The organism is Mycobacterium sp. JS623, assembly GCF_000328565.1.
Classification (GTDB): domain Bacteria; phylum Actinomycetota; class Actinomycetes; order Mycobacteriales; family Mycobacteriaceae; genus Mycobacterium.
Genome location: NC_019966.1, coordinates 4,236,600 through 4,259,756, shown reverse-complemented (window position 1 = coordinate 4,259,756; position 23,157 = coordinate 4,236,600). Strand labels below are relative to the sequence as shown.

General features: G+C 64.3%; 23 protein-coding genes, 1 tRNA gene and 1 pseudogene. 13 read left to right on the top strand and 12 right to left on the bottom strand.

Annotated elements, in window-relative coordinates; translation table 11 throughout:
* Window positions 1-48 precede the first annotated feature (48 nt).
* Window positions 49-711, bottom strand: a complete 663-nt coding sequence (locus MYCSM_RS20870) for a sigma-70 family RNA polymerase sigma factor (RefSeq protein WP_015308152.1) — start codon at window positions 709-711, stop codon at window positions 49-51.
* 537 nt (window positions 712-1,248) lie between these two features.
* Between MYCSM_RS20870 and MYCSM_RS20865 the strand changes: the two genes are divergently transcribed.
* The 7 genes from MYCSM_RS20865 to MYCSM_RS20835 all read left to right on the top strand — a co-directional run bounded on the left by MYCSM_RS20865 (window position 1,249) and on the right by MYCSM_RS20835 (window position 9,508).
* Window positions 1,249-2,094: a helix-turn-helix transcriptional regulator gene (locus tag MYCSM_RS20865; RefSeq protein WP_015308151.1), complete on the top strand. Its 846-nt coding sequence runs from the start codon at window positions 1,249-1,251 to the stop codon at window positions 2,092-2,094.
* A gap of 122 nt (window positions 2,095-2,216) precedes the next feature.
* On the top strand, window positions 2,217-3,002 hold the full coding sequence (locus tag MYCSM_RS20860) for an alpha/beta fold hydrolase (RefSeq protein ID WP_083906317.1): 786 nt from the start codon (window positions 2,217-2,219) through the stop codon (window positions 3,000-3,002).
* On the top strand, window positions 2,983-4,161 hold the full coding sequence (locus MYCSM_RS20855) for a flavin-containing monooxygenase (RefSeq protein ID WP_157681372.1): 1,179 nt from the start codon (window positions 2,983-2,985) through the stop codon (window positions 4,159-4,161). Before MYCSM_RS20860 ends, MYCSM_RS20855 begins: the two co-directional genes overlap by 20 nt.
* Window positions 4,162-4,385: 224 nt before the next feature.
* Entirely contained in the window at window positions 4,386-5,726 is a 1,341-nt protein-coding gene (locus tag MYCSM_RS20850) for an FAD-binding oxidoreductase (protein WP_015308148.1), read from the top strand.
* A 71-nt stretch (window positions 5,727-5,797) separates the two neighbouring features.
* Window positions 5,798-6,994 (top strand): FAD-dependent oxidoreductase, encoded by a 1,197-nt coding sequence (locus tag MYCSM_RS20845; RefSeq protein WP_041314573.1) that lies wholly within the window; start codon window positions 5,798-5,800, stop codon window positions 6,992-6,994.
* A 3-nt stretch (window positions 6,995-6,997) separates the two neighbouring features.
* A complete protein-coding gene (locus MYCSM_RS20840; RefSeq protein ID WP_015308146.1) occupies window positions 6,998-8,089 on the top strand; it encodes a methyltransferase in 1,092 nt (363 codons plus the stop codon).
* Between the two features lie 801 nt (window positions 8,090-8,890).
* Window positions 8,891-9,508 carry a DUF3050 domain-containing protein gene (locus tag MYCSM_RS20835; RefSeq protein ID WP_015308145.1) on the top strand — a complete coding sequence of 206 codons (618 nt, stop codon included), beginning with the start codon at window positions 8,891-8,893 and terminating at the stop codon, window positions 9,506-9,508.
* 9 nt (window positions 9,509-9,517) lie between these two features.
* Here the strand turns inward: MYCSM_RS20835 and MYCSM_RS38915 are convergent.
* The 4 genes and pseudogenes from MYCSM_RS38915 to MYCSM_RS20820 all read right to left on the bottom strand — a co-directional run.
* Window positions 9,518-9,641 (bottom strand): annotated as a pseudogene (locus MYCSM_RS38915) (chlorite dismutase family protein); the annotation flags it as partial.
* 280 nt (window positions 9,642-9,921) lie between these two features.
* A complete protein-coding gene (locus MYCSM_RS20830) occupies window positions 9,922-10,581 on the bottom strand; it encodes a hypothetical protein (RefSeq protein ID WP_015308144.1) in 660 nt (219 codons plus the stop codon).
* An 83-nt stretch (window positions 10,582-10,664) separates the two neighbouring features.
* Window positions 10,665-11,327 (bottom strand): MspA family porin, encoded by a 663-nt coding sequence (locus MYCSM_RS20825; RefSeq protein WP_015308143.1) that lies wholly within the window; start codon window positions 11,325-11,327, stop codon window positions 10,665-10,667.
* 29 nt (window positions 11,328-11,356) lie between these two features.
* Window positions 11,357-12,046, bottom strand: a complete 690-nt coding sequence (locus tag MYCSM_RS20820; protein ID WP_041312493.1) for an MspA family porin — start codon at window positions 12,044-12,046, stop codon at window positions 11,357-11,359.
* 406 nt (window positions 12,047-12,452) lie between these two features.
* Between MYCSM_RS20820 and MYCSM_RS20815 the strand changes: the two genes are divergently transcribed.
* Together MYCSM_RS20815 and MYCSM_RS20810 are read left to right on the top strand one after the other, a co-directional pair.
* Window positions 12,453-12,983, top strand: a complete 531-nt coding sequence (locus MYCSM_RS20815; protein ID WP_015308141.1) for a hypothetical protein — start codon at window positions 12,453-12,455, stop codon at window positions 12,981-12,983.
* A gap of 4 nt (window positions 12,984-12,987) precedes the next feature.
* Complete coding sequence (locus MYCSM_RS20810) at window positions 12,988-13,665, top strand: sensor domain-containing protein (protein ID WP_015308140.1); 678 nt, start codon at window positions 12,988-12,990, stop codon at window positions 13,663-13,665.
* 61 nt (window positions 13,666-13,726) lie between these two features.
* Here the strand turns inward: MYCSM_RS20810 and MYCSM_RS37295 are convergent, their stop codons facing one another.
* The 4 genes from MYCSM_RS37295 to MYCSM_RS20800 are packed head-to-tail and all read right to left on the bottom strand — an operon-like array spanning window position 13,727 to window position 14,853.
* Window positions 13,727-13,900: a hypothetical protein gene (locus MYCSM_RS37295; RefSeq protein ID WP_157681371.1), complete on the bottom strand. Its 174-nt coding sequence runs from the start codon at window positions 13,898-13,900 to the stop codon at window positions 13,727-13,729.
* Window positions 13,887-14,297 (bottom strand): PE-PPE domain-containing protein, encoded by a 411-nt coding sequence (locus MYCSM_RS20805; RefSeq protein ID WP_041312490.1) that lies wholly within the window; start codon window positions 14,295-14,297, stop codon window positions 13,887-13,889. Before MYCSM_RS20805 ends, MYCSM_RS37295 begins: the two co-directional genes overlap by 14 nt.
* Window positions 14,213-14,662, bottom strand: coding sequence for a DUF7715 family protein (locus tag MYCSM_RS39115; RefSeq protein WP_015308138.1), 450 nt, complete (start codon window positions 14,660-14,662; stop codon window positions 14,213-14,215). The genes MYCSM_RS20805 and MYCSM_RS39115 overlap by 85 nt, the downstream gene beginning before the upstream one ends.
* Before the next feature lie 2 nt (window positions 14,663-14,664).
* Window positions 14,665-14,853 carry a hypothetical protein gene (locus tag MYCSM_RS20800; protein ID WP_015308137.1) on the bottom strand — a complete coding sequence of 63 codons (189 nt, stop codon included), beginning with the start codon at window positions 14,851-14,853 and terminating at the stop codon, window positions 14,665-14,667.
* Between the two features lie 74 nt (window positions 14,854-14,927).
* Between MYCSM_RS20800 and MYCSM_RS20795 the strand changes: the two genes are divergently transcribed.
* Entirely contained in the window at window positions 14,928-16,136 is a 1,209-nt protein-coding gene (locus tag MYCSM_RS20795) for a hypothetical protein (protein WP_157681370.1), read from the top strand.
* A 689-nt stretch (window positions 16,137-16,825) separates the two neighbouring features.
* On the opposite strand, the gene MYCSM_RS20790 is transcribed toward MYCSM_RS20795, so the two are convergent.
* From MYCSM_RS20790 to MYCSM_RS20780, 3 genes are all read right to left on the bottom strand, one after another.
* On the bottom strand, window positions 16,826-17,029 hold the full coding sequence (locus MYCSM_RS20790) for a hypothetical protein (protein WP_015308134.1): 204 nt from the start codon (window positions 17,027-17,029) through the stop codon (window positions 16,826-16,828).
* Window positions 17,026-17,211, bottom strand: a complete 186-nt coding sequence (locus MYCSM_RS20785) for a hypothetical protein (RefSeq protein ID WP_015308133.1) — start codon at window positions 17,209-17,211, stop codon at window positions 17,026-17,028. The genes MYCSM_RS20790 and MYCSM_RS20785 overlap by 4 nt, the downstream gene beginning before the upstream one ends.
* Window positions 17,212-17,434: 223 nt before the next feature.
* A tRNA-Arg gene (locus tag MYCSM_RS20780) sits at window positions 17,435-17,507 on the bottom strand.
* 129 nt (window positions 17,508-17,636) lie between these two features.
* Between MYCSM_RS20780 and MYCSM_RS20775 the strand changes: the two genes are divergently transcribed.
* From MYCSM_RS20775 to MYCSM_RS20765, 3 genes are read left to right on the top strand one after another with little or no spacing between them, the layout of a single operon-like run.
* Window positions 17,637-19,121: a wax ester/triacylglycerol synthase family O-acyltransferase gene (locus MYCSM_RS20775; protein ID WP_015308132.1), complete on the top strand. Its 1,485-nt coding sequence runs from the start codon at window positions 17,637-17,639 to the stop codon at window positions 19,119-19,121.
* A complete protein-coding gene (locus tag MYCSM_RS20770; protein ID WP_015308131.1) occupies window positions 19,118-20,806 on the top strand; it encodes an HAD-IB family hydrolase/lysophospholipid acyltransferase family protein in 1,689 nt (562 codons plus the stop codon). Before MYCSM_RS20775 ends, MYCSM_RS20770 begins: the two co-directional genes overlap by 4 nt.
* Entirely contained in the window at window positions 20,803-23,151 is a 2,349-nt protein-coding gene (locus MYCSM_RS20765) for a glycerol-3-phosphate 1-O-acyltransferase (RefSeq protein WP_015308130.1), read from the top strand. Before MYCSM_RS20770 ends, MYCSM_RS20765 begins: the two co-directional genes overlap by 4 nt.
* The last annotated feature ends 6 nt before the right edge of the window (window positions 23,152-23,157 follow it).

The following is a 23,157-nucleotide window of genomic DNA, read 5'->3' as shown; positions in this document are numbered from 1 at the left end:
CATCGATGAAGTGAACGGCCGTCGACCGTACCGCGTTGGTGACGACCGCTACTCCGTTAGCCAAGAGGTTTTCCCGGTGTCCGAAAGGTATGAGGTGTAACCCATTTCGCGTAGTACGAGCCGCAGTGCTCGTAGTGCGTAGTGCAGCCTCGACTTCACAGTTCCATCGGCAATCCGGAGGTCCGCGGCGATCTGGGCCGTCGTCCAACCCTGAAGGTACGCGCGTCTAACCACGGTGCGGTGATCCGGCGTCAGCCGCGCCAGCGCTTCACCGACCAGCACTCGGTCCAGCGTTGCATTCACATTGTCTGGGCAGGTGCGCTCAGGTGTACCCGAGCTGTTCAGCGCACTCACCTCGCGACGGGACCGTAGACTGCGACTTTCGTCGATGATCATGTTTCGGGCGACGGTGAATAGCCACGAACGTGCCGACCGCTCGGTGTCGTTGGCAACCTCCGGGTGCTGCCATGCGCGCAGCAGCGTCTCCTGCACGACATCCTGAGCGCGGGCCGGGTCACCGGTCAACCGACAGGCGTAACACCACAAAGCGGCGGCGTGCCCGTCGTAGAGTCCCTTGACGGTGGCGGCCTCGCGATCCTTCTCGGTCTTCGCCGCTGCGCGGTCGTGCCGGAGCTTGCGCTCAGATCTCACCGTGAGATTGCTGCAGCCGGCGAAATCGGCTGCAGTAATCTCTGTTTCCGTGCTCGCCATCATGTCCTCCACTCATTCCGATGCGTTGGTACGACGTCCGGTCAGCTAAACGGCTGCGACAGTTCAGCGTTCGGCCAGACGGGGTCGGCCGCGGTCATCGACTACACCTTCTGCGGCGGAGGCCGCGCAGTAATACGCTAGGCAGCCCGGAAGGTGACGATTCCTAACACCACGATGGCATTCGCGAGCAGCCAAGTGCAGGTAGCGACCACGCTAGTAGTGGCGCTACTAGCCTGTGTGTCGGCGCATCCCGCGCACTCCGGTATGCCGTCGATCAGGCCAAAGAGCCCCAGATAGCTCCGAGAGTCAGGCACCGATGCCAGCTAGCGGGGATGCAATGTTGGGTGCCAGCCAGGGCGAAAAGTTCTGGCAGACAAGCAAATGTGGAGGTAGCGACGGGACACCAGCAGTTGGGTTCAAACAGATATGAGCTCGGAGCGAGGACACATGACACTGAGTTCGCCCGAGTTCGCCGCATCGACGAGCCCGGCATGGCAGGTCACACCAGCGTCCGACGGAAACCGCTGAAGCGCCACAATGAAGCACAGCACTGCCATGGGCCAATTCCTTAGAAGCCGCCGAAATCAGCTCGTACGCGCCGACTTCGGGCTGCCCCCAATCGCCGGCCGAATGAGGTCCGGGCTGCGTCGTGAGGAAGTGGCCTACCTGGCGGGTGTCAGTGTCACCTGGTACACGTGGCTCGAACAGGGGCGCGACGTGACCCCGTCGCGGCAAGTCGTCGATTCGCTCGCACGGACCCTGCGGTTGTCCCACGCCGAACACATCCACCTATTGGCGTTGTCCGGGTACAGCGCGCCACCTCCCGCCGAAAACCCGAGTCCCAGCTCCGCCCCCGCTCACGTGCAGCGGCTGCTCGATGCGCTCGCGGACTGCCCGGCCTTAGCGATCGCCCCCGACTGGCACATATTGGCATGGAATGCCGCATACGCCGCCCTGTACCCGAACGTGGCAACAGTCGCCGCGGCGGACCGCAACTTCCTATGGCTGCTTTTCACCGACCCCTACCTGCGCGCGCTGATGCCGGACTGGGAATCCACCGGCATGTACAACGTCGCGTCGTTTCGGGCTGAGGCCGGCACCCGGCTTGGCGAGCCGCCGTTCGCCGACCTCGTCAGTCGGCTTCTCCAGACGAGCGAAGCATTTCGGACCGCGTGGGAAGGCCACCGCATCGAAGCCCTGCCCTCTCGTGAGCGCCTGTTCCGGCACCCGAAGGTCGGCGACCTTCACGTGGAGCAACACAACCTGGCGCCGTCGGGCGATCAGCGTTTGCAGGTGGTGATATTCACCCCCATCCCGGCCACCGATACGGCTGCGCAGCTACGCCTGCGCGAAATGCAGTCCCTACGTCGGTCGGGTGCGTGAATTCACCCGCGGGGGTGATCCCGCGTTGACCAGTTGAACCACGCGCGGTTCCACCTCGTGTTAGTGGGGGAGATCGGTGACGACGCAGTCATACCGCTTTGTTTGAGCAATAGGTGCGGGGAGTGAGTCTGTCAAAATCGATTGCAGGTGCGCTGCCCTCGGCTGCACCGCTGGTGCTGCTGCATCCGTTGGGCTCGACGGGCGCAATGTCATGGGTACCGCTAGCGGAATCCCTTCGGGGAGATGGCTATCGAGTCGCCACACCAGACCTGCCTGGGCATGGCTCCGCCTGCGGGACCTCGTTTACGTGGGAGAGCGCCAGGGCGACGGTGCACGCCGCCGCCGAGCTGATCGGGCCCGAGAAACCGGTTCTGGTCGGCCTTTCCCTCGGGGCGGCCACGGCCTTGTACACCGCACAGCGCGACTCGGGCAGCTTCGCCGGTCTGGTGCTCGCCGGTGCAGGGGCGTGCTGGAACGACCGTTACCTCAGGACTGGGCTAACCGCGGCCGCTGCCGTGGGCGCACTCTGTGCAGCGGTTGGTCGCCGCGAACCACTCGCACACGCCGCGGGCGCACGCGGCCATGAAATCGTGACTGCCGCGCGAGCCGCCGCCGTCCGGCCGGGACAACTGTGGCACGCGGCAAGGCAATTGGCGCAATTCGACGTGCGCAACACCTCGGCGCCACCAATACCCTGCGCCGTCATCGTGTTGACCGCTGACCGGCGGATGCCGCCTGGGCTGCAGCGGGCGCTCGCGAGATACTTGAGCTGCCCGCATGTCGACGTCGCGGCCGACCATGACGCACCGCTTCGCCAGACCGCGCGGTTGCGCGACGGTGTGCGCACTGCGCTCACCCTACTTGGGCACCTGGAACAGAAAGATTCCTATGACGACGCAGGTCCATGACATGCTCGACGCTGCTGTCATCGGCGCGGGTCCAGCGGGTCTCGCTGTTGCACGTGAGCTCGAGCATCGGCACGGTATCGAGACGCTCGTGATCGACCGTGCAGCCGCACCTGCCATGTCGTGGCGTACCCGTTACGACAACTTCCGCCTGAACACCACCGGGAGCTTGTCACATCTTCCCGGGCAGCGGATTCCGTGGACCGCCGGACGTTGGCCAACCCGCGACGACATGGTTCGCTACTTCGACGACTACGTGCGGCGGCAGAACATCTCGCTTGAGCTGGGCTGTGAGGTCATCGGTGTCGACCGCACCCAAAGCGGCTGGCGACTCGCGACCTCTTCGGGCGAGATCCGAACGCGGGCAGTCATCCTGGCCACCGGCAACTACCGCACCCCCACCACCCCCGCATGGCCGGGCCTATATCAGTTCACCGGAGAGCTCCTCCATTCCGACGACTTCAGAAACGCATACCCGTTTCGCGACCGCGACGTCCTCGTGGTCGGCGCCGGCAATTCGGCCGCCGACATCGCCGTGCAGCTCGCCAACAACGGTGCGCGCCGGATCTGGCTTGCCGTGCGCACACCGCCACATCTGGTGCGCCGCGCTATCGCAGGGTTTCCCTCCGACATCTTCCTTGAGCTCTTCGCCTGGGCGCCCGCGAGCGCCGTCGATCCGATCATCGGGCTCTTGGAGCGCGTGATGTGGGGTGACCTGTCGGCCTACGGCTTCAACCGGCCGCCGCTCGGGCTGAAGGCGACAGTCGAACAGACCGGCCGCATTCCCACCCTGGCCGATGAGCTCATCGCCGCGGTTCGAGCCGGTCGCGTCGAGGTCGTTCCCGCGGTGGAGGCGGTCGAAGCCGACAGTGTGAACCTCGCCGACGGCAGCACCGTATCGCCGGGTGTAATCATCGCTGCCACCGGTTTCAGCACGGATCTCAAGGGTTTGCTGGGCCACCTCGGCGCCCTTGACGAACGCGGAAAGCCACACGGCGGATTCGCCGCCCACCTCGGCGACGGAATGTTTGCGATCGGCTACGGCATCCCGCCCAACGGCCCGCTGCGCGCCATCCGCCTCGCCGCCACGCCCCTGGCCCGTGAGATCGCCGCCCATCTTGCGACGGCTCGCGCGTCACAGCAGGTTACATACCACAGCTGACTTCCAGCCGGGCGGCAGGCCGAATCACCGTGATTTGACCGAGTTTCGAGCGACGCGCCATCAGCTTTAGCCGGGGACTCTGTGACGTCGAGCACTGCCGATGAACAGGATGTGCTCGCACGTCGTGTCCTTAGTAGTCGCAGGTTGCGGCCAAGGCACGCATTGAGTGGTGCCGTGATCATCCGAACGGCGCTGGCGCCGCTGTGCGAAATCAAGGGGACGCGATGGTTTTGCTTTCCGTCGACAAGTATTACTTCCGCGACGCCGAAGGATACGAGGCGGCTCGTCGGGCGACGGTCTGGAACGGTCTTGTGCCCGACCGCTTTCCCAACGTGATCGTGCAGGCTCACGATACCGACGACGTGGTCGCCGCGATCCGATATGCGCGCGCCAACGACCAAAAGGTGGGCGTGCGTTCCGGCGGACACAGCTGGGCGGCCAGTCATCTACGCGACGGCGGGCTGCTGCTCGACGTCAGTCGCCTGGACCACTGCACCGTCGACGCCCACCGGATGATCGCTCAAGTCGGACCGGGCAAGATCGCCAACATCTTTGCGGCCGAACTTGATTCGCAAGGACTCTTCTTCCCAACCGGTCACTGCGAAGGCATCCGGCTCGGCGGGTATCTGTTGCAGGGCGGGTACGGCTGGAACAGCAAGGTGCTCGGACCGGCATGTGAAAATGTGCTTGGACTCGAGGTTGTCACTGGCGACGGCGAGCAGATCTACTGCGACGCGCAGAACCACCCCGACCTGTACTGGGCCGCGCGCGGTTCGGGCCCCGGCTTCTTCGGTGTTGTCACCTCGTTCACACTGCGGATTCACCGGCGCCCGGCCGTCTTGGGCACCTGTCTGTACATGTACCCGATCGAGCTCGCCGACGAGGTGTTCACCTGGGGGCGCTCCATCAGTGCCGAGGTCGACAACCGCGTCGAACTGCAAATTCTCACCACGCGTTCTTTCCCCGCAGCTGGGGTCGACCACCCCGCCATCACCATCGCCTCGCCAGTGTTCGCCGAATCAGAACAGGAGGCGACCAAAGCACTTGCCCTACTTGGCACCTGCCCGGTCGTCGATCAGGCGACGATCAGCGTCCCGTATGCGCCGACCAACCTGGCCAGCTGGTACAGGGCGGTGATGACCAATTACCCTAAGGGCCACCGGTATATCGCCGACAACATGTGGACGTCGGCTTCAGCCGAAGAACTGCTGCCAGGCATCCGCAACGTCATCGAGACGATGCCACCGCACCCGTCGCACTTCATCTTTACTGGGTGGAACCCGTCCCCGCACCGCCCTGACATGGCGTTCAGCCTGGAGGACGACATCTACATGGCGCTGTACACGGTCTGGGACGATCCGGCCGACGACGAACGGTACCGCCACTGGTCATCGTCCAACATGGCGGCGATGTCGCACCTGGCGACCGGCATCGCGCTCGCCGACGAGAATCTCGGCAGGCGCCCGGCCAAGTTCATCGCCGACCCGAACATGGCACGCCTTGAGAAGGTGCGCGCGGCCTACGATCCGGACCGCCGCTTCCACAGCTGGATGGGCTGCGGATGAAAATAACTGTGCCGGAACCGCATTCGGACGCCACCCGCGGGGAGCGCAAGCAGACACCGCGCGCGCTGCGGATCGTCGTCGTCGGGGCCGGGGTCGCCGGCATCTCCCTGGCGCGCGGATTGCTGCGAGACGGACATGACGCCACCGTCTACGAACAGCGACCGGATATGCGGCCCGGCGGCGGTGCGGTGACCATCTGGCCCAACGGCTCGACGGTTTTGGAACAGCTGGGCGTCGACATGGATGGGGCTGGTCAGCAGCTGTCCACCGTGCGGATCGCGACATCGACCGGTCACCGATTGGTCAACATCGACCTGAACGCGCTCGCGGATCGCCTCGGCGGATCTGTTCGGATGGTCCCGCGTCGCGTCCTGCTTGACCGGCTCGCCGAAGGCTTCCCAGCAGAACGCGTCCGATTCAGTGCCCGTGCGGTCGGGGTCCGCAGCACCCAAGACGGGGTGTGCGTCGAGTTCGCAGACGGCAGCGTCGCGGAAACGGACCTGCTGATCGGTGCCGACGGTCTGCACTCGCAAATCCGACACATCACCGGGGCCAAACCCGCAAAGCCGACCGGTTGGTGCAGCTGGCAGGGACTGATTGCCCTGCCCGACATCGCCGACAAGGAGGTGGCCGTGCAGATCATCGGCGCGCACGGAAACCTCGGCTTGTGGCCGGCGGGCGGCACCGACTTGCAGTGGTGGTTCGACTTGCGGTGCTCGCCCGACTACGTCAGGCCCCAACGTCCGATCGAGATGATCCGGTCCAACTTCACGGGATGGTCGGACATGGTCGATCACGTGCTCGCTACATTGACCGATGAGGATCTGGCGGCATCGCCGTTCCCGCATTTTCGGCATCCGATTCCGCGCTTGCCACGGCGAAGCGCGGTCACGTTGCTCGGTGATGCGGCGCACACGATGCCGCCAATCCTCGCGCAGGGGACCAACCAGGCGCTACTCGACACAATGGTGTTGTGCAAGGCACTGACGGATTTCCGCAAGGCACCCAACGGCCGTGGCGGTGATCTCGCGAGCGCACTGCGGTGGTACGAGAAGACCAGACGACACAGGCTCAGCGCAGTGTCTTGGCTGACGTCTCGCCAGATATCTCAAAGCGAGTCGGTGCTGAAACCGGCCGCCATGATGTCGGACAAGTTCGGCATGTGGGCGATGACGACGTTTCTGCGTTCGACAAGCCACCGCCGGATATCCGCCGAAGTCGGCCGAGACTTGTCCGGACGCATCATCCACGCGCCCAGAAAGGGGTGAGCGATGTCGACGGCTGCCAAAGTGCCACCGGTCAAGCTGGCCCGCGTTGTCGAGCGGACGCGCCATCACCTGTATCGCATCCATCAACGACTGGTCCCTCCACCGGCGGCGATGATGGAGATGATCACCGCCACCTGGGCGTCGCAAGCGATCACAGTGGCAGCGCAACTCGGTGTCGCCGATGCCCTGGCGGGTGGCCCGTTGACGATCGACGAGTTGGCCGCGCGGGTGGACGCCGACGCGGACGCCCTGAGTCGGCTGCTGCGGGCGTTGATTAGCCGCGGCATTTTCCGTCGGCGTCGCGACGGTCGCTACCAGCTGAACTCCCTGGCCGACACGCTGCGTTCCGACGCGCCGGTGTCGACGAGATCGGCGGCGCGGTTCTACGGGTCGAAGGAACAACGCGAACGCTGGACGCTGATGATCGACGCTGTGCGTACCGGGAATTCGGTCGTCCCGGCATTGCGCGGCCGGTCGAGCTTCGACTATTTCGCCGACCAGCCTGAGCTCGCCGAACTCTTCAACCAGACCATGACGAGTGTTTCGCAGATGACGGATACGGCCGTCGTCGCCGGCTACGACTTCGGCGTCTACCCCACGATCGTCGATGTGGGAGGCGGGCATGGCCCTCTGCTGGCCGCCATCCTCGCGGCGGCGCCGGGTACGCGCGGTGTCCTGTACGACCTGCCGTCGGTGGTTGCGAACGCTTCGGGTGTGTTGCGCGAGCAGGGCGTCGCCGGCCGGGTTCTGATCGCCGAGGGGTCGTTCTTCGACAGCGTCCCCAGCGGCGGCGACGCCTACCTTCTCAAAAACATCATCCACGACTGGCCCGACGAGAAGGCGCTGCAAATCCTGCGCAACGTTCGGGCGGCAACCGGCCCCCAAGCCACGGTATTGCTGGTCGAATTCGTCATCCCCAAGCACGACCGTGAATTCCCCGGCAAATGGGTGGATCTGGAAATGCTGCTGAACCTGGGCGCCCGTGAACGCAACGAAACTGAATACCGAGATCTACTGAGCCAAGCCGGATTCCGGCTGACGCGGGTGATCGAAACGGCATCCCCGCTCAGCGTTGTCGAGGCCAGGGCTGCTTGAGGACGGTTGTGAGCGCTGATGATGCGCAATTGATAACAGAGAGCTCCAGGATGTCGGTACCGGTTAGCCGACGTTGCCCCAACGGGACCCTCTGACACGCGTATCAAACGCCGAGAGCAGCTTGGCCACAACGTCATATGGCCTGCGAGGTACCTTAAGTGGCGGCACAAAGGAGCCACGGCGCCGTGAGCGTCAGCGCGATTTCCGGCGGTCCGTCGCGATATCTCGCCGAAACTTTTCGCCAGCGTTGATTTGGATGGCTGAATCACGTTCCATTGAACCAACTCTCGGGGCAATGCGTGTACACGGGCAGGGGTCACCCTTGCGGCAGCAGTCCGGGCCACGGCACGACGCGCCCAGTCACGCAGCACCGCCCAACTCCAGCGACCCACGCCCGACTCGCATCGGGCACGGGTGGGTCAGACCCCCGCGATCAGCAACGGAACCAGAGAGTAGATCCTCGACGCGCCGATTACGTTCGAAATGCGTTCGGAAATCGGTTAATTGATTTGCATCGTGAAACGGCTAACTGACCGTGTCGTCATTCGCGGGGATTAGCCAAAGGGTGCCGCGCACGCCAAAAGCGCTCTGCCGCTGCATCCGCCGGCAACCGCAGCGGGCAATCGGCGCCCGGCTGATCAAGCCACTGCATGCCAGAACTCGCGGATTTGGCTGCCATTGCGGCGGCGGGACCGCCGCGGCGCGTATTGAACCTCCGGGCGGCCCCGTTCGTGAACAGAAACGAAGCCGCTGCTGCGGGTGCCGCAATGGTGTGGGTCGGGGAGGAAGACGGGGCGGGTTATGTCGTGGGAGGGCTGGGGAAGGACACACCCGGGAGCCGATCTGTTGGCGGCGGTTCGGGCGCCCCGTGGGCGTGTCATCACCCATCCGCTCTACGCCAGCCTCAACACCCGCGCGGCGATCCTCACGTTTATGGAGCATCACGTGTTCGCGGTGTGGGACTTTATGTCGCTGCTGAAGTCCCTCCAATCCAACCTGACATGCGTGACAGTGCCGTGGGTCCCCACCGGGCCGGCCGGCAGCCGCCGCCTTATCAACGACATCGTGCTGGCAGAGGAAAGCGACGTGTTCCAGCGCGGTCATATCAGCCATTTCGAGTGGTACGTCGCCGGCATGGCTGAAGCCGGGGCCGACCATTCTGTCGTCGACCGTTTCATCGATCTGATTCGTGCCAAAGCGCCGGTGCCGTGCGCGCTGGAGGATGCCGGCGTACCGCGTGCGGCGGCGGAGTTCGTCACAGCCACATGGGGCTTGATCGCGTCCGCTCCGGTCCACTGCCAGGCCGCCGGTGCGGCGCTGGCCGCGCGTTCTCGGCTGTGGGACGGCATCCTCACAGCTATCACCACTGAGCGCGTTATCGCTCCCACGCGCAACCAGATGTCTGAACCTGCTTCCTAGCTCGAGACTCTAGGGCAGTCTGGCGATCAGCTGGTCGACCGATACTGGGGCCGGCGATGAACGGGACCTCCTCGCGTACATGTTGGGGGGCCTTCGTGGCGCGCAGTTCGCGCATCAGGTCGACGATTCGGTGATTTGAGTGGGCTCGTACTGAGGGTAATGATTGGCGAGATTGCCGCGATGTAATCCGCCCAACGCGTGAAGCGGTGCCACAGGGATTGTCTTGCGTCGGTGAGGAATCCGTGCTCAGCAGACAACGGAATGTCGCCGAACGCGAGAATTACAGCCGCGACGACATCGGGTTACCCGGTGCAGCCGAAACTGGGATGCACGCTCGCGGATGCGCACCAGAACGGGACGAGACCCTCGTGGGTATCGTCCCGTTCCGTTCAGATCCGTTGTCGCCGAGTTCCTTAACCCGGTGGCGGTGGCAGCAGCGGTGGCGCACCGGGCGCCGGAGGTGGCGGAGCCGCGCCATCCGGCGGTGGCGGCGGGTCGGGTTGGAACTGCACCAACCCCGGCGGGATGTTCGTCCCCGGCGGAGGCGCAGTTCCCGGCAGCGGTTCACCGAGCTGTTCCTGCGGCACCTGGCCCAGCAATCCACCCTTGAGCATTCCTGCGCGGTACATGTCGATGTACCTGCCGAACCACTGGCGGCGGTTGACGTCGTTGTTCTCGTCGCCGGGGGCCACACCGAACTCCACACCCTTACCGGGTGCCGACGGTTGCTCGTACTGCTGGACGCCGTAAGCGTTGTTGAACACGTTGAGGTTAGGAACAACGCCGGGGTTCGGACCCGGCACGGAGGGCAGTGGATTCTGGCCCAGAACAGAATCCCGGTCGAGGCCGATCGTCGTCGACGGTGCCCCCTGCGCGCCGGGCACGCCATCCTGCCCGGTTTGCGCGAGCACATTGAACCCAGCCGGGCCGAGCGGTTCGCCGATCATCGGCACGATCGGACCGGCCGGCGGAGGCGGCGGGGCGGGTTCGCCGGGTACAGGCAACGGCACCGGATCCGGCGGCGGAGGGTCCGCCGCGGCGGTCGCCGAGAAGGCGACCGCCGCTCCGAGCATGGCGAGACCAGCTGTTGTGGCTTTGGCGGCTGCAGTTCGCCGTCGGTGCAGTGTGTTCTTACGATGCCGACCCATCCGCGGCGTCAGACTGCTTTGGTAACGCCGTAGTACGCGACGATGTCATCGGTGTCCGCCGTAGAGCTGGTCAGCGTCGCGTACGACCGGATGAAGGACTGACCGACGCAGCCGTCGACCTTGATATGGGTGTCCTTGAGCGTCACGCGGACCGGCGCGGACTTGTAGTCCTTCTTGTCCACGGTGACAGTGGAAACCGTACCCGGCTTCGGGTGGATCTCGATCGTGCCCGAGATCGGGAACGTGAGGCCCGTCGGAACCAGACCGCCGCTGAAACGCGATCCCGAGGTGCTGACGCCGACCTGACCGATGAGACGAACCTGACCGAGCTCGATGCCGCAGCCGATCTGGTAGCCGGCTTCGAGCGTGCCACCGTTGAGGCTGGTCTTGCCCTTGCCGGTGACGGTCCCGGTGAATGTGCCGCCGACGAGGTATTCGCGCGACGAGACGGCGGTGGTCAGGGGCGCTACCGGCAGCTGAGTCTCGTCCTTGGCCGTGACTGTCAGCACCCAACCATCGGGTGTGGTTACAACTCCGGGTTCCGCGGAGGCAACGACGCCGTTGTCCGGCGGCGGCCCGGGGTCATCGGCCGGCGGGTCGGCCAATGCAACGGGTGCGGCGCTCAGAGGGATCAGCGAGCAAGCGGCCAGTGCGGCAAAACGATTGAACATATTTGTCTTCCGTTCGAGTTCGCAGGGGATTAGACGGCCTTGGTGACGCCGAGGTAGGTGATGACGTCATCGGTGTTGTCGGTCGAGCTCGTCAACGTGGCGTATGAGCGGATGAACGACTGGCCGGCGCACTGGTCGGTCTTGATCCGCACGCCGGTGATCGTGATGCGCGTCGTCGTGCCCTTGAACTTCTTCTTGTCGATCGCGACTGTCGTCACCGTGCCGGGCTTCAGGTAGACCTTGCCCTGGAGGCTGATGCCGAAACCGAAGACGGGATCGTTGGTCGCCAGCGGTATGCCGATGCCGGGAGTGAAGCTGGCACCCGGGTTGATCTCGGTCTCGTCGGAGATTATGCCGCAACCGATCTGCTCGCCGGCTTCGAACGATCCGCCGGTCAGCTTGGTCTTGCCGCCGCCAGTGATCTTGCCGGTGAACGTGCCTGCCACCAGGTACTCACGCGATGAGATCGCGGTGGTCAGCGGAGCGACCGGCAGCTGGGTCTCATTGCTTCCGACTACCTCGAGGTGCCAGCCGTCCGGGGTGTCGAGCACTCCGGGAGGCCCCGAGGGGACGGCGCCTTCAGGTGGAAGCGGGTTAGTGGCGTTCACCGGCACCGCGGGATCCGGAGGCGGGGGCGGATCGGCGTGCGCGAGGGGCGCGACGGCCGCGACCGGAATCGCGACGCAGACGGATGCCAGCATGGCAAAGCGGTTCAACATAGTTGTATTGGCGCCTCTCGTGGTCGGAATACAACGGATCTGTAACGGATCTGTCGCCAGGGAGCCTCTAATGGTGGGGTTTCCAAACGGTGAACGCACTGCAAACAGTTCGGGTGACGTTTCCATCGAATCGGCGTCTTGTGACATGCACTCTTGTCCGGACCTCAGACAGACGTAATGCTCTCCACAGGGTTACGAAAGCCGATGGACCGCAACTAGATATCTTCCATTCGTCGTTAGTTCACCATTTGGACACCTGATCGGCCGACCGTAGTGCGCGTTACGAAGCGCCCTCGAGACCGGACGGGGCTCGTCGACATTGGTACGGCTGGCCGCTGGAACACGTGCCAGCGGGTCATTGCAAACACCGGGCCGACCTGCGGGACCGACTACCTTGGAGGAAACATTGAAGGCATTGCACGCAGGTGAACGCACCTTTGTTGCGTCGGCAATCGCATTGGGCATCAGTTTGACCGTCGCCCCCGCCGCCTTAGCCGACGACGTCGGCGGCGACGGATCGGGCGCTGGCCCGGTTCAGGTGTCCGCCGCAGACCCCTCGGACGCGGCCACTGCCCCCGCGGTCCAGGCGTGCGGAGCTTTCGCTCAGGTGCTCGATACCTCCGCGAGCTATTACGGTGACTTCGCCGACAGCTTCGAGGGATCCGACTACGCCGATCCAGCCGTCGACAGCAGCAATGCGACCGGTCGTACGGCGCTGCGGCAGTCCGCCGCGGTCGCCATGCAGGCGGCGCAGACGCCGGGACTGGATCCGTCGATCGCAGACCCGATGCGGTTCTGGTCGCTCGGCGCCAGCAAGCTGCTGGTCAAGATGGGGCTGAGGATCCCCGGCGACAGCCTGAACAGTACCGCCAACGAGATGAACACCCAAGCCGAGCTGGTTCAGCAGGCTTGCGCCAACGCCGGGACGCACGCGTAAATCAGTGAACCGCTTTGTCTTTGGGGCGTTCGTGCTCAGCTTTGTCCTTGCCGGTTGCGGTGGGGCCACCTCGGGCGCGTCGGAAACGAAGTTGGTTCCCGACACCGTGCTCACCGCGTCGCTCGCGACTGCCGACGAGTTGGACGCGATCATGGGTACGACGGGCATGACCGCGCACACGCCGGTGTCGCAGATGGGTGATCATCGCAACCTGCTGCCGAACCTGAACTGCCTAGGCGTCTGGCAGGTGAACGAGGCGCCGATCTACGAGTCCAGTCACTGGAAATCGGTGCGCCAACAACTGGTTCGGGCGCCGGATATCGACGACTGGAACTTCCTCGTCGTGCAATCGGTCGTGTCGTATCGCACCGCCGATGGGGCGCGGCAGTTCCTCACCGAGTCGACGGACCGATGGTCGAAGTGCAGCAACCACACGCTGAACATTCAACTCAACGGCCAGGCATTGCCCGGCTGGCGAAGTGGCGACCTGACCAAGACCGACACCCGGCTCGCGCTGCCGTACACCCGGACCAGCGGCGACCAGGTCCGGTCGTGCCAGCGTGTGCTTCAGCTCGCCGCGAACGTGATCCTCGACATTCAGGCCTGCAAGCCGCGGCAGCAGGCTCCGGTCACATCGGCAGCCGAGATCGCCGACAAGATCGTGTCGAAATTCCCTAAATAACACCGGGTTTCGTCCCTGGGCCTGGCTGCACCCACGGGTCGGGCAGCGCTCACCACCATGGTTAGGATTTCCCGGCTTCGGAGTCCTTGTCCGCGTTCGGCCTCTCTTTGTCGGGGGACTGCGTTGTGTCCTTCGGCTCGTCCTTGGCCGACTTGTCAACGGTCACTACAGGATCCGAGGTATGGGTTACTTCCTCGGTCTTGGTCTGCGGCTCAGCCTTTTCACTGTCGCGCACCACGTTGAGTCAACGGCTTGGTATCGCCGATGGCTTGGGTGGTCGCGAGCTTCTTCTTGTCGGACGGCTTGGTCGTCGTTTCCGTCTTCAAGGTGGACTCGGTAGTCGAGGTGATCCCTTGCTGAAGGGCGCCCGGAAGTGTCGTGGTGAGCTGAGACAGGGACGAGAGCGGTGTGGCGGGTTGGTACTTGCTCGGGTCAGCTGGGATCGGATTGCCGTTCGGGTAGGCCGAATTCACGATCGCGGTCAGCACCGGCTCGGTGAGGTCGGCGATGACGTTGCCGACTACTGGCACAACGCGGATGAGATTGGTCAGCGGCAGCCCATTGCTGGTGTAGGTGACGTACGTGGTCTTGCCGCGCTGCGTGACGTAGGCGGCGACGCGGTCGTACCGCACATAAGAATCGTGCCCTCGGCGTAGTCGGCTGCGAAACCCGCGGAATCTTGCACGAGGTCACGCGCAAACGCGCGTACGGGGTCAGGCCCGTCGTCCGGTTCGGGATTCTCGGTGATCAATTTCGCCCAGCCCCCGGCTTCCGCCCAGCCAATCGCAGCTTCTTCTAGGTCGTCAATCGTCAGGTCGACCTCTCTGACCATGAGGGTTGTGGTCGCGGTGTGGGAATTGAGGCCGCTGAAAGACCTGTCGCATCCACAGTTCGGGCTGTCACACACCATCGCGGGCACGACGATCTCGCCCTCGATACCGTTGCAGAAGTCGTCTTCACGGTCCGCGCCCTGTGCCGTGGCGGTCAAGATCTTCATCGTTAGTTGCCTCCTTGAGTTGCACGCAACTGCTGGTCGATCGTCTCTAGTTTGGCGTCGAGCTCTCGGAGCGATTCGGTAAGGGCTGTCAGCCCCTCGGCGAGTGCCCGGGTCGTCGGGTTCTCAGTTGACCGTGCGACGTCGCGGAATTTGTTGCCTGCGGTCGAGGCCCAGGGCGCTGCATTGCTCATGGACGAAGACGGTATCGGCGGTCACCGACGAAGGGGGGTGATCATGATGACTGCGTGTCTAGCCTAAGACGCGGATGGCAGACCTGCCGCCGTCTCATGTGTCGGCGGCGCGACGCATGGGGGAACGACAAAAGCGCCGCAATTGGTGGTTCGCAGTGGATGCTCCCGGCCTAGACCTCTACGAGCGGCAGGCGCTGCCAGCAACTAGCTTGCTCGACTCGCTTTATGCCCAGCTTGTCGGCGAACTCGACCAAGAGAATGGGGCTTTTGCGTGGTGGTCTGGTCATAGTGACTGGAAGACGCTCACCATGCTCGCGGACTATCTGCTTCAATCCATCCTCGGCTCGTCCGAGGCGCTAGTGGCCGCATCGTTCGCCGCGCAGGAACACAGAGAGCAGACGTACGCCGAAACGGATGCGGCGAAAAGGCTTTGGCGCGAATTCGTGAAGGCAGGCCAGAAGAACTCACGGCGATTCGCCGAAGCGCATACAAGCAGTGACCGAACTCGGCGCCGCACTCAGCGGATCATTCAATCTGCGGAATCTTGCTTTTTTCACCTCATGCAGACGTTGGATCGACTCGCTGTGGCGGTGATCATCGTCGGTGGTTTCGAGGTCGACGTGTCAGGCGACGTTTACTGGACAACACTTGAAAGCATTGCGACCGAGGCCCACAGCCAAAAACCGAAAGCCAGCGTCCTGGGCAAGGGGCGCGTCGAGCCGCTAGGGACAGCTGGACGTGACCTGCAACTCAAGCTGTTGACTGCGGTAAAGGACTGGCAGAGCTTCGGGGAAACTGACTGGCTTACGTGGCTGCGCCACACGCGCAATGCAATGACGCACCGTTCGCCAGCTAAACGGCTAAACGTCATCATCGATGATCAGATGGTCTGGCCCTTCTACAAACAGCCGAAATGGAGCGAGCTTCAGTCTCTGGTCTTTGGAGTGGGGGAAACCGGGACGAGCATGCTAGACGCGTTCATCATGCGAAGCAGTGTTGATGTGCTTGATGGCTTGTGCGCTTCCACGACGAAAGTGGTTGTGGCTCTTACTGAAGCTATGAAGAGTTGTTGGGAGGCAAGGCGTTCCGACCCTGCGACGATCATCCAGCAGGGTAAGCAGTGGCCGACCATAGAGCCGACGAAGAGCGCTCTCGCGTTCCCGGAGTACGGAAAGGCGCTAACGCCTCCAGTCGATGGACATGGGCACACAAACGACCTTGATGGAATCCGCTGGACGGCGGCCCGAGTGGATGACAGTCGTCGTCGTGATTGGTATAAGTAACGCGCGTCTCATTCAGAGCGCCGTCAGGCGCGCCTTAACCCACCCCCCTGGGCGCCCGACGGGACGGGTACGTTCCTCGCACGGGGGGTGCTAAACAGGATCATCCCGGCCCGCCACCAAGGGAGCGGGTGGCGGGCCGAACCCCTTGGCTTACCTGGCGGATAGGAAATCCTTCCCGTTCAGGGAGCGGAATCTGGCCTGCCGGGTGATTACGAAGCCACCTGCGTGATCGCGACAATCTCCTGACTAGCGGCCCAACTCCGGGCGCCGCGATTCCATATCAGGAGATGAAATGACAAGTAGTATCGCGCGTTCGACCCGGTTGCGACGCCTCGCACCCTCCATCCTCATCGCCGCGGCCGCGTTCGGGGCCGTAGCGGGCGTGTCGATGGAGGCAGCTGGTGTTGCCTCGGCGAGGCCGAACCAATGCGCCGACGGGCAGTGCCCTCCACCGCATCCGCCGAACGAATCCACTCACCCCGCGGGGTCGCAGCCGAACTTCCCCGCGCCGCCTCCACCGCCGCCGGGCCCTACTCAAACGTTCGTGTGTGATGACACCGGGTGCTCCCAGATCACAGGGCCGGGGATGCTTTACGGTCCCAACGATCACTAAGCAATCGGCCCGCCACCTAGGGAGCGGGTGGCGGGCCGAAGGGGGTGTCCATTGAAGTGGACACCCCTTTGCGACGCTAGTGCCCCCGGTTCCGGATGCCTCGACGCACCAATTGCAACACCGGCGCCGGGCGGTCCCGACGCTCGATCGCGCCCTTGACGATCGCCGACATCATCTGCAACTCCTCATCTGTGAAATCGTCCTCGGTGACGTAGTGGAGTAAGTGGACGTACTCGGCTCGGAACTGCGGTGTGCGGGAGGTCGGCACGATCGAGGTCATTTGGCTGACCACCGATCAACCTCGTCGGCTGTCTCAACGAGTACGGCGGCCAGGGCGCGGGCCTGTCCGCTTGTCAGGTTCTCATCGCCAAGATAGACGTGCGGCGGCTCATGCACGCTGCCGTCATCGATCCGCCCATCGGTGTACTGGACCGCGGTGGCCTGAACACTCACGGTCGACATCGAGGCCGTCGATGCGTCGGAGTTCGCCGATGAGAATGCGGTACGGCTTCGGGGAATCGTCCTGCCATTCATCGGCGCTGAAACCGGCCGGGATCGGCGCATCAGGTAGGTCGTGAACGGATCGGAAGATGGTCATGGTGCGCTCCAAATTCAGTTGGAGCCACGCCGACAGCGCCCAGTTGCACGTACCTTGCACGGACAGCCGTCTGCGCTGGTCAGACAGCACCCCCGGCAGGACTTGAACCTGCGACCTACCGCTTAGAAGGCGGCTGCTCTGTCCGCTGAGCTACGGGGGCAGCGTCGGTGAGTGTATCTCGCGGGTACCGGGAACCCTGGGCTCGCAACAGCTATATAAGGGCACACCGTGCCGGGCGGCGGACTAGCGTAGTGGCAGCAATTGGGCGTTAAGGAGGGGAGCGACGAGCATGAGCGACATGCCGGAACTCGACGCGGACGGACTTCCGGAGGAACTCAGCGCGTTCGACCAGATACTGCATCGTGGCGAGGCCCATCCGCGCACCCGCTCGGGCATCATGACCGTCGAGCTGCTGGACACGACCCCGGACTGGGAGAGCTACCGCTCGCGATTCGACTCCGCGTCGCGCAAGGTCTTGCGGCTTCGGCAGAAGGTCGTCATGCCGACGCTGCCGACCGTGGCGCCGCGGTGGGTGATCGACCCGGATTTCAATCTCGACTTCCATGTGCGCCGGATGCGGGTCCCCGAGCCCGGCACCATGCGCGAGGTGTTCGACCTTGCCGAGATTGCGGCGCAGTCGCCGCTCGACATCTCCCGGCCGCTCTGGACCGCGAGCCTCGTCGAGGGCCTCGAAGGTGGCCGTGCCGCCCAGTTGGTGCATCTCAGTCACGCCGTGACCGACGGCGTCGGCGGCGTCGAGATGTTCGCCAACCTCTACGACCTCGAGCGCGATCCACCACCACAGGCACCTCCGCCGCTGCCGGTTCCCCAGGATCTGTCGCCCAATGATTTGATGCGCCAGGGCATTAACCGGCTGCCCGGCACCATCGCGGGCCGGGTGCGCGGCGTGCTGTTCGGCGCGGCGCACGTGGTCGGCGAGATGGTCCGCGACCCGATAACGCGGATGGGCGACGTCGTCGAGTACGCAATGTCCGGCGCCCGCGTCGTCGGGCCCGTCGCCCCACCGTCACCGGTGCTGCGGCGCCGCAGTCTCTCGTCGCGAAGCGATGCCATCGACATCGAATTCGGCGCGCTGCACAAGGCCGCCAAAGCGGGTGGCGGGTCCATCAACGATGCATATCTGGCCGGGCTGTGCGGTGCCCTGCGCTTGTACCACCAAGCCAAGGGCGTGCCGATCGACGCGCTGCCCATGGCGGTGCCGGTCAACCTGCGCTCGGAGGCAGATCCGGCCGGCGGCAACCGATTTGCCGGTGTCAACCTCGCCGCCCCCATCGGCTTGCAGGACCCGCAGGTGCGCATCAAGAACATCCGCTCGCAGATGACCCGCAAGCGCGAGGAGCGTGCGATCGACATGGTCGGCGCCATCGCGCCGGTACTCACGCTGATGCCGGACTCGGTGCTCGAGTCGATGGCCGGATCGATCGTCAACTCCGACGTCCAAGCCAGCAACGTGCCTGTCTATGCCGGCGACACGTTCATCGCGGGTGCGAAGGTGTTGCGGCAGTACGGCATTGGCCCGCTTCCGGGAGTCGCCATGATGGTCGTGCTGATCTCGCGCGCCGGCTACTGCACCATCAGCACGCGCTATGACCGCGCGTCGATCGTCGACTCCGACCTGTGGGCCCGCTGCCTGCTGGCCGGCTTCGACGAGGTGCTCGCCCTCGGCGGCGACGGTCGGGCCGTGCCCGCGACGTTCACCGTCGACACCGCTGAACCCATCCCAGTGTCACCCAACGGAAGTGCGGCGCAATGACTTCGGCCAACGGTCAGCCCAATCCACGATCGATGCGGCTGCCAGGGTCGGTCGCCGAGATCGAGGCCAGCCCGCCGGGTCCCGAGGTCGGGGCCTTCTTCGATCTTGACGGCACCCTGGTCGCCGGGTTCACCGGCGTCATCATGACGCAGGATCGGCTGCGTCGACGGCAGATGTCCGTCGGCGAGTTCATCGGCATGGTTCAGGCAGGCCTCAACCACCAACTCGGCCGCTCCGAGTTCGAGGACCTCATCGGCAAGGGCGCCCGCATGCTGCGGGGGAACTCGTTGGCGGACATCGACGAACTCGCCGAACGGCTCTTCGTGCAGAAGATCGTCGGTCGCATCTACCCGGAGATGCGTGAACTGGTCCGCGCCCACATGGCCCGCGGCCACACCGTCGTGCTCAGTTCCTCGGCGTTGACGGTGCAGGTGGAGCCCGTCGCGCGGTTCCTTGGCATCGAGAACGTGTTGAGCAACAAGTTCGAGGTCGACGAGAACGGTTGCCTGACTGGCGAAGTGCTGACGCCGATCATCTGGGGTCCCGGAAAGGCAAGGGCGGTACAGGCATTCGCCGCCAAGAACGGTGTCGACTTGGCGAAAAGCTACTTCTACGCCGACGGCGACGAGGACGTCGCGCTGATGTACCTCGTCGGCAATCCACGACCGACCAACCCCGCGGGCAAGCTCGCCGCCGTGGCCGACAAGCGCGGCTGGCCGGTGCTGCGGTTCACCAGCCGCAGTGGTGCCAACCCGGTTTCGCAGCTGCGGACGGTCGCGGGCATCGCGTCGATGGTGCCGATCGCTGCCGGAGCGCTCGGGCTTGGTCTGCTGACCCGCAACAAACGCACCGGGGTCAATTTCTTCACATCGACGTTTGGCCGCACATTATTGACCGCAACCGGGATCAGCCTCAACGTGCTCGGCAAGGAGAACTTGACAGCCCAGCGACCGGCAGTCTTCATCTTCAACCACCGCAACCAGGCCGACCCGATGATCGCCGGCACGCTGGTCAGCGACAACTTCACGTCGGTCGGCAAAAAAGAGCTGGAGAACGATCCGATCGTCGGCACCATGGGCAAGATCATGGACGCCGCATTCATCGACCGTGACGATCCCAAGAAGGCTGTCGAAGGCCTGAAGAAGGTCGAGGATCTGGCGCGCAAAGGGCTGTCGATCCTCATTGCCCCTGAGGGCACGCGTCTGGACACCACTGAAGTCGGTGAGTTCAAGAAAGGACCATTCCGCATCGCGATGTCGGCCGGAATACCGATCGTGCCCATCGTGATTCGCAACGCGGAGGTCATCGCGGCGCGCGACTCGAGCACGTTCAACCCCGGCACCGTCGACGTCGTCGTCTACCCGCCGATCCCCATCGACGACTGGACCCATGACAACCTTGCCGAGCGCATCGCGGAGGTCCGTCAGCTGTATCTGGACACTCTGAAGGACTGGCCGCACGACGAGGTGCCGACGCCGGCGTTGTACAGGCGAAAGAAGTCACCAGCCAAAAAGGCTGCGGCGAAGAAGACTCCGGCCAAGAAGACACCGGCGAAGAACGCGGCCGCCAAGACTGCCACGAAGACCGTCACGAAAGCCACCACCAAGGCTGCCGAGAAGAAACCCGCGAAGAAAACAGCGGCCAAGAAGACGACGAAAAGGGCTGCCGCAAAGGGCCGGCCGTGAAAATCTCCGCCGATGAGTTCGCGCCGTTCACCGCGACTGACGACGCGCTTGTGCTCGCATCGGTGTCGTCACCGGCCGAAGAGGCGCTACTGAACGACTGGCTGGCGCTCCAACGGCGCGAGCACCCGGATTCCAATGTGGACGTGCTGCGGTTACCGGCCGACGACGACCCGCCGCCGGGAACGCTGGCGTCGCTGGTCGAGGAGTTGGACGCCGACGAGGATCGATCGGTTGTTCCGGTGCGTGTCTTCTGGGTCCCTGGTGGCCTGCCAACGCGATCCAAGATCGTCGCGTTTCTGTCGGGTCGCGACACCTACCGCCCGCCCGAGATGCTGCAGCAGCGGATTCTGCGGAAGGACCCGTCGCGTGCCAGGGTGGTGGCCGGTGAGCCCGCGAAGGTCTCCGAGCTGCGTCAGCAGTGGCACGAGACCACCGTCGCTGAAAATCCAAGGGAATTCGCGAGATTCGTTATCCGCCGCGCGATTCTGGCCATCGAGCGCGTGGAGCTGCGCCTGCTGGGCCCCGAGTACAAGTCGCCGCGGCTGATCAAGCCCGAGCTGCTGGCGTCGGCGCGGTTTCGCGATGGCCTCGAAAAGATTCCCGGCGCCACCGTCGACAAAGCCGGTGAGATGCTCGACGAGCTGTCCACCGGCTGGAGTCGGTTCTCGGTCGACTTGATCCCGTCGCTGGGCCGTGCCATCTTCAGCCGCGGCTTCGACCCCAACATCGACTACGACCGGGCGCAAGTCGAAGCGATGCGACGCGGTTTGGAACACCATCCCGCGGTGCTGTTGTTCTCGCATCGGTCCTACCTCGACGGCGTGATCGTGCCGGTGGCGATGCAGGAGAACCGCCTGCCACCCGTGCACACCTTCGCCGGCATCAACCTGTCGTTCGGATTCATGGGCCCGCTGATGCGCCACTCAGGCGTCATCTTCCTACGGCGCAAGCTCGACGACCCGCTGTACAAATACGTGCTGCGGCAGTTCGTCGGCTACATCGTCGAGAAGCGGTTCAACCTCAGCTGGTCGATCGAGGGCACCCGGTCACGCACCGGAAAGATGTTGCCGCCCAAGCTCGGACTGCTCGCATACGTCGCCGACGCCTACCTCGACGGTCGCAGCGACGACATCCTGCTACAGCCGGTGTCGATCAGCTTCGATCAGTTGCACGAGACCGCCGAATACGCCGCGTATGCGCGCGGGGGCGAGAAGACGCCCGAAAGCCTGTCGTGGATGTACAAGTTCATCAAGGCCCAGGGCGAGCGTAATTACGGCAAGATCTACGTTCGCTTCCCCGAAGCGGTGTCGATGCGCGAGTACCTCGGCGAACCACAGGGGCCGATGACCACCGATGAAGCCGCCAAACGGCTTGCGCTGCAAAAGATGGCGTTCGAGGTGTCGTGGCGGATTCTGCGGGCGACACCCGTGAACGCGACCGCATTGGTGTCGGCTCTATTGCTGGCCGCACGCCGTGTGGCGCTGACGCTCGACCAGCTTCACCACACCCTCCAGGATTCGTTGGACTACCTGGAGCGTAAGCAAGCCCCAATGACCAACAGCGCGTTGCGGCTTCGCACGGCGGACGGCGTTCGCGCAGCGCTGGATGCGTTGTCCAACGGTCACCCCGTCACGTGCGTCGAGGGCGGCAGGGAGCCGGTGTGGCGGATCGTGCCGGAAAACGAGCACGAGGCCGCGTTTTACCGGAATACGCTGATCGATGCGTTCCTGGAGACGTCCATCGTCGAGCTGGCGCTTGCCTATGCCGCTCGGGCGGAATCCGAACGGCTGGAAGCCTTTTGGTCGCAGGCGATGCGGCTGCGGGATCTGTTGAAGTTCGACTTCTACTTCGCGGATTCGGCGGCGTTTCGCGAGCATGTGGCCGAGGAGATGTCCTGGCACAAAGACTGGGAGAGCCAGATCACGGCCGGCGGTGCCGAAATCGACGCGTTGTTGCGCGCAAAGAAGCCGCTGATCGCCGGTGCGATGCTGCGGCCGTTCTTCGAGGCTTACGAAATCGTGGCCGACGCGTTGCGTGACGCGCCCGCCGAGATCGGCGAAAAAGAACTGACGAAAAAGGCCCTCGGCCTCGGAAACCAGTACGTCGCGCAGAACCGCGTGCGCACCAACGAGGCGGTGTCCGCGCTGCTGTTCGCGACGGCGCGCCAAGTCGTGGCTGACCAGCATCTGCTGGAACCCGCCGCCGATTTGGTTGACCGGCGGACCGCGTTCCGTGACGAACTGCGCGGCATCCTCGGCGACATGGAAAGGGTCGAGCAGCTCGCACGCGAGCAGTTCTACGCGCGCGAGGTGGGACGGCGGGCACTGCGCCGCGAGGGCGCCTAGCCCGAC

Excerpts from the sequence above, each read along its gene's own strand:
- MYCSM_RS20870 (WP_015308152.1), bottom strand. The coding sequence starts at position 711 with ATGGCGAGCACGGAAACAGAGATTACTGCAGCCGATTTCGCCGGCTGC.
- MYCSM_RS20865 (WP_015308151.1), top strand. The coding sequence starts at position 1,249 with ATGAAGCACAGCACTGCCATGGGCCAATTCCTTAGAAGCCGCCGAAAT.
- MYCSM_RS20855 (WP_157681372.1), top strand. The coding sequence starts at position 2,983 with ATGACGACGCAGGTCCATGACATGCTCGACGCTGCTGTCATCGGCGCG.
- MYCSM_RS20850 (WP_015308148.1), top strand. The coding sequence starts at position 4,386 with ATGGTTTTGCTTTCCGTCGACAAGTATTACTTCCGCGACGCCGAAGGA.
- MYCSM_RS20840 (WP_015308146.1), top strand. The coding sequence starts at position 6,998 with ATGTCGACGGCTGCCAAAGTGCCACCGGTCAAGCTGGCCCGCGTTGTC.
- MYCSM_RS20835 (WP_015308145.1), top strand. The coding sequence starts at position 8,891 with ATGTCGTGGGAGGGCTGGGGAAGGACACACCCGGGAGCCGATCTGTTG.
- MYCSM_RS20830 (WP_015308144.1), bottom strand. The coding sequence starts at position 10,581 with ATGCTCGGAGCGGCGGTCGCCTTCTCGGCGACCGCCGCGGCGGACCCT.
- MYCSM_RS20825 (WP_015308143.1), bottom strand. The coding sequence starts at position 11,327 with ATGTTCAATCGTTTTGCCGCACTGGCCGCTTGCTCGCTGATCCCTCTG.
- MYCSM_RS20820 (WP_041312493.1), bottom strand. The coding sequence starts at position 12,046 with ATGTTGAACCGCTTTGCCATGCTGGCATCCGTCTGCGTCGCGATTCCG.
- MYCSM_RS39115 (WP_015308138.1), bottom strand. The coding sequence starts at position 14,662 with ATGAAGATCTTGACCGCCACGGCACAGGGCGCGGACCGTGAAGACGAC.
- MYCSM_RS20800 (WP_015308137.1), bottom strand. The coding sequence starts at position 14,853 with ATGAGCAATGCAGCGCCCTGGGCCTCGACCGCAGGCAACAAATTCCGC.
- MYCSM_RS20795 (WP_157681370.1), top strand. The coding sequence starts at position 14,928 with ATGGCAGACCTGCCGCCGTCTCATGTGTCGGCGGCGCGACGCATGGGG.
- MYCSM_RS20790 (WP_015308134.1), bottom strand. The coding sequence starts at position 17,029 with ATGACCTCGATCGTGCCGACCTCCCGCACACCGCAGTTCCGAGCCGAG.
- MYCSM_RS20785 (WP_015308133.1), bottom strand. The coding sequence starts at position 17,211 with ATGTCGACCGTGAGTGTTCAGGCCACCGCGGTCCAGTACACCGATGGG.
- MYCSM_RS20775 (WP_015308132.1), top strand. The coding sequence starts at position 17,637 with ATGAGCGACATGCCGGAACTCGACGCGGACGGACTTCCGGAGGAACTC.
- MYCSM_RS20770 (WP_015308131.1), top strand. The coding sequence starts at position 19,118 with ATGACTTCGGCCAACGGTCAGCCCAATCCACGATCGATGCGGCTGCCA.